Genomic DNA, 12,774 nt, shown 5'->3' with positions numbered 1-12,774 from the left:
CATGGCGGCAGACGCACGGGGTCGGTGGAGCCCGCTACCGACGACCGAGCGACGGACGCAGGTGTCAGCGGACGGCTTCGTCGATGCGGGCGCGGACGACGTCGGCTCCGGCCGGGGTGGCCTCGGCGTTCATGAAGTCGGCGGCGTCGCCCGCGTACGGCAGCCCGTACACCGGGGTACCGGGCTGCGAGCGCCAGCTGTCGGCGAGGCCGCCGTACGCCAGTGCGTCGAAGCCGAGGATGCCGAGCAGCTCGGCGGCGTTTTTCACGGCCGTCGGGTCGTCGCCCGCCACGGGCAGCGTGGTGCGGTCCGGCGCGCCCTCGGGACGGGCCAGCGCGCCCAGGTGGCGGAAGAAGATGTTGTTGAAACCCTTGACCACGTGCGCGTTCGGCAGGTGGCCCTGGAGCAGCTGGCTCTCCGTGGTCGAGCCGTCCTTCAGCGCGGTGATCTCGCCGTCCCGCTCCGGGTAGTAGTTTCCGGTGTCGATGACCGTCTTCCCGGAGAGCGGAGCCACCGGGATCTGGTCGAACGCCTTGAGCGGCACGGTCACCACGACCCAGTCGCCCGCTGCCGCGGCCTCCGCCGGAGTCGCCGCACGGGCACGGGGGCCGAGATCCGCGACGAGGTCGCCGAGCGTCTCCGGCCCGCGCGAATTGCTGAGCACCACGTCCAGGCCGGCGTCCACGGCCAGCCGGGCCAGCGTGCCACCGATGTTTCCACTGCCGATGAGTCCAAGAGTCGCCATGAAAGCGACAACCCCACACCGCGGCCGTGCATTCCGCCCACTCACTCGCAGGCGCGAGAGCCCGTGGTCTGCGCCCCGCCGGGCGGAGTGACCACCCCGCCTGGCCCGAGGCCTCGCCTCCAGCCACTGCGCCCTGGCTCGGCGCCGCCAGGAAACGATTGCGTCCATGCGCTGCAAGTGAATTCCGAATAGTGTCACGAAATGCTGCCTCGCGGCCGAGGGGGTGCACTCCCAAGGGCCGCAAGAACGGTCCCAAATCCCTCTCTCGCCGACAGTGACGAAAACCCGGGAAATCTGTCTCATTTTCATCGGTCGACTGCATCGCGACCCCAATTGGTGAGCGATGATCGGTTCACCAAGGGTGTCTCATCCTTCGGTCAAGTGCGCCTCGCTGAAGGGTTTCGAGTACCTCAAGAGTCCGTGGACCGTCGTGTGTGCTGTTGCAGCTGAAGGTGACGTCACGTTATTGACAAGACACCTGAGCGGGCCTGTTATGTCGCTGCGGAAATTGGCCTGTCAGCCGTCGCGAGGAAATACCTCTAGACCTTCGATCAGTGCTCGATGTAGCTTCCATCTTGCGTCGTGACGGCGTTGTCAATTCCCTCAGTTGGAGACAGGGAGGCGGAAAGGGGGGCATGGTCCACACCGACACGAGCACCTCGGCCTTCGCCACCGACGACGACGCCACCGAGGTCCTCAAGGTTCCCGACTTCCGGCGGCTTTGGGCAGCCAACGGTTTTCGGTACGCGGCCTCCGAGGTCGCCGGGTTCGCGCTGCCCGTCACCGCGCTCCTGCTGCTGCACGCGCGTCCCCTGGTGATGAGTCTGATCTTCGTCTGCAGCCGGGCGGGATTCCTGACGGTGGGTCTGCCCGCCGGCGTCTGGATCGACCGCTGGCGCAAGAAGCCGGTGATGGTCTGGGCGGACGTCGCCTACGCCGTCGCCTTCGGCAGCATCCCGGTCGCCTATTTCCTGGACGCTCTCACCGTGGCCCAGCTGATCGTGGTGGCCCTCGTGATCAGCATGGCCGGGGTCTTCTTCGAAGTGGCCCACAGCAGCGTGCTGCCGTACGTGCTGCCGAGACGGCGGGTGGCCGACGGCAACGCCCGCCTGCAGACCTCCCAGACCGCCCTTCAGGCGATCTCCCCGAGCGTCGCGGGCGTCGTGACCCAGAGCGTCGCCGCACCCGTCCTCTACTGCTTCGTCGGGCTCTGCCACCTGGTGTCGCTCCTGCTCCTTCGACGCATCCACCCGTCCGGGGACGTCGCGCGAGGCAGGACCACGCCCAAGCGTGAGTTCCGCCGTGAGATCGCGGACGGCATGAGCGTCCTGTTCAAGCAGCCCTTGCTCCGCCTGCTCCTCAACCAGGCCGCGCTGAACAACGTCGGCGCGGGCATCATCCTGGCGATGCTGCCGGTCTTCCTGCTCGAGGAGATCGGCATTTCGGCCTGGCTGTTCGGCCTGCTGTCCACGCTCGGCGCCCTGACCGGGTTCGCCGCCTCCCTCCTGGCCCCACGACTGCGGCGCCGGTTCGGCGAGATCCGGATGGCGATCGTCTTCTCCGCCCTGGCCCCGTTCGCCGTGGTCGCGGCTCCCCTCGCCGCCGTCTTCCGAGACGTCGCCGTGCCGCTCATCGCGCTGGCGGAGGTCCTCATTGGCGTCGCCATCGTGGGCCGGTCGGTGTCCACGGCCGGACTGCGTGCCCGGGTGACGCCGAACGCATACATGGGCCGGGTCACGGCCGCCTACAGCGTCGTCGTCCAAGGCGCCACACCGCTGGGAGCCCTGGCCGGTGGCCTGGTCGCCAACCACTGGTCCACCGGTACGGCCCTGTGGGCGGGAGCCGTGGCCATGGGCGTGCCGCTCGTGCTGCTGCTCCTGTCGCCGATACGTCACCACAGCCGACTCCCCGAAGAGTGGGAGGTCCGCGGCTGAACTCTGCACGGAGCAGGAACTCGGAAAGGATCGAGCAAAGCATGGCGAGAGGCGTCTACTTGAGGGACCGGCAGGACGGCCGGCGGATGAAGGACGATCGGGTCCGCAGGTTCCCCTCGCTCGCCGAAGTCGAGGCCGCGGGCCGGTGGTCCACCTCCGAAGAGGCGAACGCCCATTGACCCGCACGTCCGCAAGATCGGTCAGCGGCGTACCCGATAGCGCAGGTGAAGCACCCGGTCGCCCTGAATCGCCTCGTCCGGATCCTCCAGCAGGTGTTGCGCGTGGACCGATCCGAAGTAGCGCTTGCCCGAGCCGAACACGACGGGTACGACGTCCATGCGCACCTCGTCGACCAGGCCCGCGGCGAGCACCTGGCCACCGACCTCGCCGGCGGCGACCTCGACCAGGCGGTCACCCGCGAGCTGCTGCGCCTTGGCCACGGCCGCCTCGACGCCTTCGACGAAGTGAAACGGTGCCTCGGGGTCCCAGCCCTCGGGCTCCGGCCGGTGCGTCACGACGACGACGTGGTCGATCCCGCCCGGAGGCTTCCCGTCCCAGCCGTCCGTCAGGTCGAAGACGTGGCGGCCGACGATCGTCGCCCCGATCTGGTCCCAGTACGGCCGGATGTAGTCGTAGGACGTCTGCGACACCTTCACCGCGCCGCTCTCGTCCAAGGGGACGTCACCGCTGAGCAACCAGTCGAACAGCGGTCCGGGCTGGTCATTCTCGTCCGCGATGAAGCCGTCCACCGACACCGAGCTGTACATGACCACCTTGCCCATGGGGCTCTCCTCTGCTGGGGTGCCCCAAATTAGCGTGGCGTGGGCTGTCGCTCTTGTCAGACATCAAGAGGCCGCCCCTGGCCATCCGTTCGGCAGCGGTCAGCCGATTCCACCGCGGCGAACCGGTTGGAGGCGGCGACGAAGTCTCCGTGACGGTGAGCGGCGTCGTGACGGCCGAACTGGAGCTGCGAGCGGACACCTTGCTGTCTGCGTTCGCGGCCGGCTGAGGTCAAGCGTGCGCCGCGCCGAGGTGAAGGCAGTGCACGGATAGTGCACCGACCCGATAAGTAGGGTCGGGGCATGAACCAATCAACCTCCGGTCCGCAGACGGCAATTGTTCCCTCGGCGCTCGCTGAAGACCCGTACGCCGTCTACGCCCGGCTTCGCCAAGCCGGACCCGTACACCGGATCACCGGGACGGACGGTCTGCCCGCCTGGCTGGTGACCCGGTACGACGACGTCCGCCGGGCACTCGCCGACCCGCGGCTCTCCTTGGACAAGCACAACGCGGCGCCCGGCGGCTACCGAGGTATGGCCTTACCGCCGGCGCTGGACGCGAACCTGCTCAACATGGATCCTCCGGATCACACGCGCATCAGGCGCCTGGTGACCCGGGCCTTCACTTCACGCCAGATCGAGCAGCTGCGCGAGCCGATACAGCGCACCGCGGACCAGTTGCTGGACGCGGTTGGCGCGGCCGAAAGCGTGGACCTGATCGCCTCGTACGCCGCGCCGCTGCCGATCACCGTGATCTGTGACCTGCTCGGCGTGGGCGGGGGCGACCGGCACGACTTCCGTTCATGGACCGACGCACTCGTGGCCCCCGATCCTGAGCGGCCGGCCCTCGCCAGGGAGGCGGTCGGCAGAATGCTGGCGTTCTTCACCCAGCTCATCTCCGACAAGCGCACCGCTCCAGCCGACGACCTGCTCTCCGCCCTGATTGCCGTACGCGACGAGGACGACCGGCTGAGCGAGGACGAGTTGATGTCCCTGACCTTCCTCATCCTGTTCGCCGGGTACGAGAACACCGTTCACCTCATCGGGAATGCAGTCCTGACCTTGCTTCGCCACCCCGACCAGTTGGCCGAACTGCGCGCCGATCCCACGCGCATGAGCGCGGCGGTGGAGGAACTGGCCCGATATGACGGCCCGGTACCGCTGGCCATCCGCCGCTTCGCGACCGAGGACGTCACGATCGGCGACGTGACCATCCCCGCGGGCGAGACGGTCCTGCTGTGCCTTGCGGCCGCCCACCGGGACCCGGACCGATTCACTGATCCGGATCGCTTCGACATCGACCGCGACGCCGAGGGCCACCTCGCCCTCGGTCACGGCATCCACTACTGCCTCGGCGCCCCGTTGGCCCGTATGGAAACCGAAATCGCCCTGTCGACTTTGTTCGGCCGCTTCCCCGACCTGGCCCTCGACGTGCCGCCGAGCGAGTTGCGATGGCGGCCCTCGATGCGGTCCCGCGGTCTGCTGAGCCTTCCGGTCCGCACCGGAGTCAGCAAGGAAGCAGCTACGCGGCGATGAGAGGGGGGCACGGCCTCTGCCCGAACCTTGGGTCGATTCGCCGTCGTGCATCCCACCGTGCGGGCAGGGGCTGAGCAAGGTTGCACCTGGTTGGCCAGGGAGCTCAACCATGGAGCTGCCTGAGAGGCCCAGGTCCGCGAGGGCGGGGTGGCGTGGCCGCCGGCCCCGCCGATCTACGAGCTGCGAGCGTCGTGCTCGGATCTGCGGGGCACGCATCGCCACGCCAGGCCGGCGGCGGTCAGGTAGGCGACTGCGCCGATGGCCATGCTGACGCGGATCCCCTGGCCGTAGGTTGTGGCGGTGGCGAGGAGGGTGCCGCCGAGCGCGACACCGGTCGCGCTGCCCACCTGGCGGGCCGTGTTGAAGAGGGCGGAAGCAGTTCCCGAGTAGGCCTGCGGTGCCGCCGCCATGACGGTGGATGTCGTGCCGGTGAGTGCGAAGGAGGTTCCGAACCCCGCTGCCATCATCGGGACGATGAGCAGGGGGTATGCGGGTTCGGCTCCTGCGACGGCCCAGCCTGCCAGTCCGGCGGAGGCCACGAGCATCCCGGCCATCACCAGGGGCCGGTCTCCGGTGCGTCGGGCAAGCCGGGCCGACACGACCGAGGCGAACATGGTCATGGCCACCGCGGGGAGCAGCGCCACCCCCGTTTCGAGGGCGCTGAAACCGCGCTGGTGCTGGAAGTACAGGCTGGCGGTGAACACCATTCCGTAGAAGCCGAAGTTGAACAGCAGGCCGATGGCTGTGCCGCCGCCCAGCGCGCGAGACCACAGCAGGTCCAGCGGGACAGCGGGAGATCGCGCCAGCCGTTCGCGGACCACGAACGCGACGGCTCCCAGGAGAGACAGTCCCGCTGCCGTCAGGACGGCCGGTGCCGTCCAACCGCGTCTTCCGGCCTCGTTGAGCGCGGCCGTCAGGAAGGCCACGGCGGCGACCACCGCGACCTGCGCGGGCCAGTCGAGGGCACGGGAGACCAACCTGGGGGAGACCTCCACGTGGCGCAACGTCAGCATCAGGCAGACGACACCCACCGGGAGGTTGATCAGGAACACCCATCGCCAGCCCACCGTGGAGACGAGCAGCCCGCCCAGCAGCGGCCCGGCCGAGGCCGCGATACCGGCCATGGATCCCCACAGGCCGAAGGCTCTCGAACGAGCCGCCGGAGCGTGGTACGCCTGCCGCAGCAGCGCCAGCGACCCGGGCACGATCAACGCCGCACCCAGTCCCTCCACCAGACGGGCCGCGGTGAGGAACGGAGCGTTGGGTGCTAGTGCGCAGGCGGCGGAGGAGAGCGTGAACACGGCCACGCCCGTGCAGAAGATCCGGCGGTTTCCCCACCGGTCGCCCATGGCACCGCCCAGCAGCAGAAAGCCGGCGAAGACCAGGGTGTATCCGTCGGTGATCCATTGGATACCCGTGACGGAAGCCGACATCTCCCGGCCGATCACCGGCGCCGCGACGCTGACCACCGTGACGTCGAGGATCACCATGAAATACCCGGCGCATACAGCGAGCAACGGGGCCAAGGACTGCTCCTTGGGCTGCCTGCCGGCTCGGCCGGGGGAGGCGGAGGCTCCGTCGTCGACCGGTTCTGCGAACGCCATACGCTGGTCCCCGTCCTGCACAGAATTGGATGAATGCCACAGTAATTAGGAGACGGTGACAAATCCCGTTCCCTGCGTGTGGCGCATGGTGTTGACGGGGCGTAGGGGAGCGGTGCGCAGCGGGGACAGCCAGTGAACCGGCCGAGCGAGGCGACGTGCGGCAGCCCCCGCCGATCGCACGGCTCTCATCGCGATCCGCGCGAATGGTAGAACGGCCGCTGCCTGGGAAGACGCGAATTGATCTTCGTTGATGTCCCAGGGGAGGAAACATCACCATGGCCGTTCCCGCACGCGCCCGGCGTACCGCTCGCCGCTCCCGCCGCTCCCGCCGCTTCGAACTCCGGGCGACGGCTCTCTACTTCGCGCTTCTCGCCGTCATCCTCGCCCTGGTGGGTGCGGTCGCCCGTACCGCGGCCGCGGCTGCGATGCACCGTCCCGCGTGGGCCCTGGCACTCGCACTCACGAGTGTCGGCGCTGTCATGGCCGGCGGCCGCGGGAGGCGACGGATATCGGCGGCCAGGATCGCGCGGCGGTCGGCCAAAGCCCTGGACGCTGCCACCCAGACGGCGGTCGAAGCGCTCGACGCGGCGTCATCGGGTCCCGCCTTCGGCCTGGTCCCCGCCGAGGCCGGTGCCTCCAGCGGCTGCCTCGGCACGGAACCCACCGTCCTGTTTCCCGAAGCAATGCCCGAGGTCATGCCGGAGGCGCTGCCTGAGACGATGCCCGAGACGCCCGCGGACCCGGTGGAGATCGCCTACGAGGCTCTGGACCCGTACGAGTTCGAAGAGGCGGTGGCCGAGCTGTGCCGACGCGACGGTTGTCTCGACGTGGACGTCGTGGGCGGGGCCGGCGACCTGGGCGCCGACGTCGTGGGGAGGACGCCCGACGGGCGCTCGGTCGTCATCCAGTGCAAGCGGTACTGCGACGGCAACCGGGTCGGCTCACAGGACCTGCAGCGATTCGGTGGCACCTGCTTCACCGTTCACGGCGCCGACGTCGCCGTCGTGGTCACCACCAGCGACTTCACCGCCCCCGCACTCGAGTACGCGGAGCAGTGCGGCATCGTATGCGTCGACGGTCCGCAACTGCGGAGCTGGCAGGAAGGCACGGGACCGCGGCCTTGGCAGGCGCAGACGTCGGCGGGGTGAGGCGGGTTGCCGCTGAGCCGGCCCAGCGAATACGCCCCGCCGGCTCACCGAACACCGCCGCCCCGGGTGCCGCCGAACCAGCAGTCAAAGAGGCCGCCGTCCTGTGAGGCTCTGCCACGTGCTCCGGGCGTCGTCCAGGGCCATACGCGCCTTCGGGAGCCTCACGTCCGCGTCATGGCGGGCGCGTGTTTCCTCCAGTCGCTCCTTCGCTTCCTCCATCTGTTCCGTCGCCGAACGAGCCTCGCGTAGTTCGGCCTTGACGGCGCGGAGACTGCCGACCCGCTGCTCCTTCAGCTTGTCGGCTGCCGCGACGGCGTTCTGCACCCGTACGACGAACCGGCGCACCGCGTCCTCGGGGTATTGCGCACCGCCGTAACGCTCCATGTGTTCAAGGCCGTCGGGCTGCGTGAGATACACGTACGACGCGGACTTGGAGCGACCCAGTTCGAACCGGACCTGCAGGCCGGCCAGGGCGATCTCGTTGTTGCCGACGACCACCGCATGCTTGTGCAGGGCGATCGCACCCAACTGCTCGATGCGCGCCCCGCGGTGTGTCGTGTCCAACTGCCGCAACTCGGCCTCGGCTCGGCGGACTCGGCGCCGGTACGCCCACTCCGCCCGCTGCACCGCCGCCCGCGCCCGCCACTTCTCGCGTCGCGCCGTTCTGCGCAGCCCGCGCACTGTGCCGCGGGCATCGTCCAGAGCGCTGCGTGCTTCACGGTGTTCCTGGTGAAACGCGTACGTCCAACCCCCGGGGTACCGGACGATCCGCCAGAGCACCCACCACATCGCCAAGGCCGTCACTGCGATGGCCCATCCCAGCACGAACATGAAGTGGCCCTTCCACGAGTGCATCGCCGTGGCCACCGCCGGACAGCGGTGCTCGGCGAAATCGATCGACTCGCCCCTGCGCTCTGCGCCGGAGATCCGTCGGCGGGAGCGCGGAGGCGACTCCCACGGAAGCTCGGAGGTCAGTCGAACAGGGCGCAGTTGAGCGCCTCCATCAGGGCCGCGCCGGTCTGGTGCCCTTGTTTGCTGAGAGTGGACGTGGCGAAGAAGAAGGAGGCTGTGCGACGGCCGGTTGAGTCGGTGACGTTGTAGGTCGCGTAGCCCGGGACGACGCCGACGTGGTCCCAGACCGTGCCGCAGCCGGTCTTCGCCCTCTCGATGCCCAACCCGTACGAGAGCTCGTCCGGGTCCTCCGGCCCGCCCTCCGGAACGGTGGTGCGCATCTCGGCCAGTTGCGCGGCCGGCAGCAGGCGGCCCGACATCAGCGCGCCGTAGAAGCGGGACCAGTCACCGGCGGTGGACACGATCGCGGCATCCGCGCCGCTGGCCGTGACGTAGTCGCCGGTGACGTCCACGTGGTCGTCGTGTTGCGGTCCGCCGTACGTCCTGAACTCGTCGGGAACGTCCGGTGGCATGTGGGCGGCGTCGGGTTCGTAGCCGTGCGCGTGCCGGTCGTGCCAGGCGGTGCCGGTGGCGTAGAAAGTGTGCCGGAGCCCCAGGGGCTTGGCGATCCGGTCCCGCACCAGCGACGCGAGACTCCTGCCGGTGGCCTTCCGCAGGACGGCGCCGATCGCGATGTAGTTGGTGTTGCTGTACGACCACTCGGTGCCGGGCTCGAACTGTGCCGGGTGTCTGCGCACCAACCTAAGGATTTCCGTCGACGTCCACACGTGAGGGTCGCGGCCGGTGAGGGCCGGTGCGAGGGCGGGGTCCTCGGTGTAGTCGTACAGCCCGCTGGTGTGGTTGAGCAGCATGCGCAGGGTGATCGCTCTGCCGTTGCGCACCTGGCCGGGCAGCCACTTGTCGACCGGGTCGGTGAGGGCGAGTCTGTGCTCGGCGACCAGTTGCAGGACGAGGGTGGCCATCACCGTCTTGGTGTTGGACGCCTCTCGGACCTCGTCGTCCGCCCTGAGCCGATGGTCCTTCTTCGTCCAGGCGGCCTGCTCGGAGATCTCGATGGGCCTGCCGTGATCGTCGTCCACCCGGACGATCACCCCGGGGACTCCTGCATCCACCAACCTCCGGGCTAAATCACGGAGATGAGCGCGTGTATCCGCCGTGCCGTCCTGTTGGTTCGCTGAGGGCGACCGAGGCCCGGCCGCACCACTCTCGCGGAGCGCGTTCGCACTCGACGGGGTCGCGGCGAGCGGCAGGATGAGGGCCCCGGAGAACGCAACCGTGGCCACCGCGCGAAACCACGTCCGTTGCGGGCGCCGCCGAACAAGCACCTTCACGCGCAATTCATGCTCCTTCGGATCCGGAATGCCGTCGGGCACGATCGGGGTACGGGGAGGAGAACATGGAACTCGGAACTCCGCCTGGCGAGTTGTCGCCGCACCCTGAGGCGAGGCCGGCTCCGGCGGGCCCTGCACGGTCCTGTGAATGCATCGGAGGATAGCCGAACGCGGGGTGCAAGAGATGAGTGTCGGCTATTCGATCGTGTTTTCGCGGGCGGACTCCGCGAACCCGGATCAAGGCGCCGATCGCCGGCGGTCGGCCCGACTCCGGGCGCGGGTGCCCGTGACCTAGGGTCTGCCGACACCGACCCGCTCCAAGGGCCGACCGGCCCGTCGGCGGCGAGTCGGCGGAGCACAGCACTTTGCCGGGGCCGCCGTCGCCGGCCCGGTGCCCGTTCAGGCAGCACAGCCGGAAATCGGGCTGCCTGGATGCCTTGTCGTACGGTCAGATGTCTCAGCCGCTCACCGTGCGCAGCGGATTCCGCCGAAACCGGCGGTGCCGTCGCTGCGGCCGAGACCCCTGAACCCGTACCGGAAATCAGGCCGCGACGAGTTCCTTCTCGCGCTCAGGCAGCTTGACCTTGGGCTTCTTGTTCGGCAGCGAGAGGCGGACGACCTTGTGCCACGCGGAGAACACCTGCTTGGGCAGCGGCCCGGTGACGTACTCCAGCTCGTACTTCTCGAACAGCGCGCGCACCTTCACCGCGACCTCGGCGTACCGGTTGCTCGGCAGGTCGGGGAACAGGTGGTGCTCGATCTGGTGCGAGAGGTTGCCGGTCATGAAGTGCATGGCCTTGCTGCCGCTGATGTTCGCCGAGCCCATCATCTGGCGCAGGTACCACTGGCCGCGCGTCTCGCCCTTGATCGACCGGCGCTCGAAGACCTGCACGCCCTCGGGGAAGTGCCCGCACATGATCACCGAGTGGGACCAGATGTTGCGGACCAGGTTCGCGGTGAACGTGGCGGCGAGCGTGGTGAGGAACGACGGGCCCGAGAGAAGCGGGTGGATCACGTAGTCCTTGAGCACCTGCTTGCGGATCTTGCGGCCCACGTCCTTGGCCCGCGCGCGGAACTCCGGGTTCTTGCGGCGCCGCTTGTGCAGGTTCTTGCCGAGCTCCAGGTCGTACGCCGCGATGCCGTACTCGAAGAAGCAGGCGTTGATGAAGTTCCACAGCGGCTGGCCGAGGTGGAACGGGTGCCACTTCTGGTCCTCGTCGACGCGCATGATGCCGTAGCCGAGGTCGTTGTCCTTGCCGATCACGTTGGTGTACGTGTGGTGCAGCTCGTTGTGCGAGTGCTTCCACTGGTCGGACGGCGAGACGTGGTCCCACTCCCAGGTGGTCGAGTGGATCTTCGGGTCCCGCATCCAGTCCCACTGGCCGTGGAGGATGTTGTGGCCGATCTCCATGTTGTCCATGATCTTCGCCACGGACAGTCCGGCGGTGCCGAGCAGCCAGGCCGGCGGGAAGAACGAGAACAGCAGTACGCCCCTGCTGGCCATCTCGAGCTTGCGCTGCGCCGAGATGACCTTGCGGATGTAGGCGGCGTCCTTCTCGCCACGGCTGGCGATGACCTCGTCGCGGATCGCGTCCAGCTCGCGGCCGAGCTCCTCGATCTGCTCCGCGGTGAGGTGGGCGGTGGGGTCGATGGCGGTCAAGGTGCTCCTACCGTTCGATGTCGCAGGGGCCCGCGGCGGCGGACACGCAGGTCTGGATGAGGACGCCCGGTTCCGCCTCGGTGATGTCACCGGTGCGCAGGTCGCGTACGGCGCCCGCCTTGAGCGGCGTCACGCAGCCGAAGCAGATGCCCATGCGGCACCCGGAGGGCATGAGCACGCCGGCCTCTTCACCGACGTCCAGCAACGGCGTGGCGCCGTCCGCGTCGACGGTCTTGCCCGTGGTGCTGAACGTGACCTGGCCACCGTCGCCGGCCACGACGATGCCGGGGCGGAAGCGTTCCGTGTGCAGGCGCTCCTGCACGCCGTGCTCGGTCCAGTGCGCTTCGGCGGCGTCGAGCAGGCCCGCGGGCCCGCAGGCCCAGGTCTCGCGCTCGGCCCAGTCGGGCACGAGCTCGTCGAGACGGGCGATGTCGAGCATGCCGTCCGTGTCGGTGTGCACCTCGGTGAGCTGCAGCTTCGTGTCCGCGACCAGGTCGTGCAGATCACCGCGGAAGATCACGTCCTGCGGCCGCGGCGCGCAGTGGACCATGACGACGTCGTCGAACCCGGTGTCGCGCAGCATGCCCATCACCGGCGTGATACCGCTGCCGGCCGTCAGGTAGAGCACCTTGGCGGGCTTGGCCTCCGGCAGCACGAAGTCACCGGTCGCCTGGTCGAGCTGGATCAGCGTGCCCGGTGTCGCCGCGCGGACCAGGTGGTTGCTGACCTTGCCGTCGGGGATCGCCTTCACGGTGATCGTGAAGCGGCCGTCCTGGCGGTTCGTCGGCGAGGTGATGGAGTAGGCACGCCACAGGCGCACCCCGTCGACGTCGACCCCGATCCGCACGTACTGACCGGCTCTGTGACCGCGCCAGCCCCGTCCCGGTCTGATCACGATGGTCGCGGCGTCCGCTGTCTCGGGGTGCACGGCCTCGATGCGCCCCCGCAGGTCGGCGCCCGCGCGCAGCGGGCTGACCAGGTCGAGGTAGTCCGACGGCAGCAGCGGCGTCGTGACCATCTCGAGCATCTTCCACGCCCTGCTGCGGAGGGCTGTACTCGTCATGGCCCCAGCTTGCTGCGCCTCAGGGCGTAAAGTCCTGACCGTAGGACGTAAATCTGGTCGGC

The 12,774-nt window shown here is 68.9% G+C and carries 11 protein-coding genes; 4 read left to right on the top strand and 7 right to left on the bottom strand.

The genetic code is table 11. From position 1 onward, the window contains the following. Positions 1–64: 64 nt before the first annotated feature. On the bottom strand, positions 65–745 hold the full coding sequence (locus IO36_RS12895) for an NADPH-dependent F420 reductase (RefSeq protein ID WP_037619609.1): 681 nt from the start codon (positions 743–745) through the stop codon (positions 65–67). Positions 746–1,380: 635 nt separating this feature from the next. On the opposite strand from IO36_RS12895, the gene IO36_RS12890 reads away from it, so the two are divergent. Continuing rightward, positions 1,381–2,679, top strand: a complete 1,299-nt coding sequence (locus tag IO36_RS12890) for an MFS transporter (protein ID WP_037619608.1) — start codon at positions 1,381–1,383, stop codon at positions 2,677–2,679. A 41-nt stretch (positions 2,680–2,720) separates the two neighbouring features. After that, positions 2,721–2,858 (top strand): hypothetical protein, encoded by a 138-nt coding sequence (locus tag IO36_RS46785; RefSeq protein ID WP_158997316.1) that lies wholly within the window; start codon positions 2,721–2,723, stop codon positions 2,856–2,858. Between the two features lie 21 nt (positions 2,859–2,879). Here the strand turns inward: IO36_RS46785 and IO36_RS12885 are convergent, their stop codons facing one another. Continuing rightward, positions 2,880–3,461, bottom strand: coding sequence for a dihydrofolate reductase family protein (locus IO36_RS12885; protein ID WP_037619605.1), 582 nt, complete (start codon positions 3,459–3,461; stop codon positions 2,880–2,882). Positions 3,462–3,761: 300 nt separating this feature from the next. Between IO36_RS12885 and IO36_RS12880 the strand changes: the two genes are divergently transcribed. Then, positions 3,762–4,994, top strand: a complete 1,233-nt coding sequence (locus tag IO36_RS12880) for a cytochrome P450 family protein (RefSeq protein WP_037619601.1) — start codon at positions 3,762–3,764, stop codon at positions 4,992–4,994. Positions 4,995–5,167: 173 nt separating this feature from the next. Here IO36_RS12880 and IO36_RS12875 read toward each other — a convergent pair whose 3' ends face one another. Beyond that, complete coding sequence (locus IO36_RS12875) at positions 5,168–6,598, bottom strand: MFS transporter (protein ID WP_209441195.1); 1,431 nt, start codon at positions 6,596–6,598, stop codon at positions 5,168–5,170. Between the two features lie 275 nt (positions 6,599–6,873). Here IO36_RS12875 and IO36_RS12870 point away from each other — a divergent pair, with 275 nt between their 5' ends. Continuing rightward, positions 6,874–7,746: a restriction endonuclease gene (locus IO36_RS12870; RefSeq protein WP_037619599.1), complete on the top strand. Its 873-nt coding sequence runs from the start codon at positions 6,874–6,876 to the stop codon at positions 7,744–7,746. A gap of 84 nt (positions 7,747–7,830) precedes the next feature. Here the strand turns inward: IO36_RS12870 and IO36_RS12865 are convergent, their stop codons facing one another. The 4 genes from IO36_RS12865 to IO36_RS12850 form a co-directional block, all read right to left on the bottom strand. Beyond that, positions 7,831–8,613 carry a hypothetical protein gene (locus IO36_RS12865; protein WP_037619596.1) on the bottom strand — a complete coding sequence of 261 codons (783 nt, stop codon included), beginning with the start codon at positions 8,611–8,613 and terminating at the stop codon, positions 7,831–7,833. Between the two features lie 104 nt (positions 8,614–8,717). Then, complete coding sequence (locus tag IO36_RS12860; protein WP_158997314.1) at positions 8,718–9,749, bottom strand: serine hydrolase domain-containing protein; 1,032 nt, start codon at positions 9,747–9,749, stop codon at positions 8,718–8,720. Positions 9,750–10,530: 781 nt separating this feature from the next. After that, positions 10,531–11,649, bottom strand: a complete 1,119-nt coding sequence (locus tag IO36_RS12855) for a fatty acid desaturase family protein (RefSeq protein WP_037619594.1) — start codon at positions 11,647–11,649, stop codon at positions 10,531–10,533. A 7-nt stretch (positions 11,650–11,656) separates the two neighbouring features. Then, positions 11,657–12,712 carry a ferredoxin reductase gene (locus tag IO36_RS12850; protein ID WP_037619592.1) on the bottom strand — a complete coding sequence of 352 codons (1,056 nt, stop codon included), beginning with the start codon at positions 12,710–12,712 and terminating at the stop codon, positions 11,657–11,659. Between the last annotated feature and the right edge of the window lie 62 nt (positions 12,713–12,774).

The sequence above is a fragment of the Streptomyces aureus genome (assembly GCF_000725495.1).
Taxonomy (GTDB): domain Bacteria; phylum Actinomycetota; class Actinomycetes; order Streptomycetales; family Streptomycetaceae; genus Streptomyces; species Streptomyces aureus_B.
This window is presented reverse-complemented; position numbering and strand designations above follow the sequence as displayed.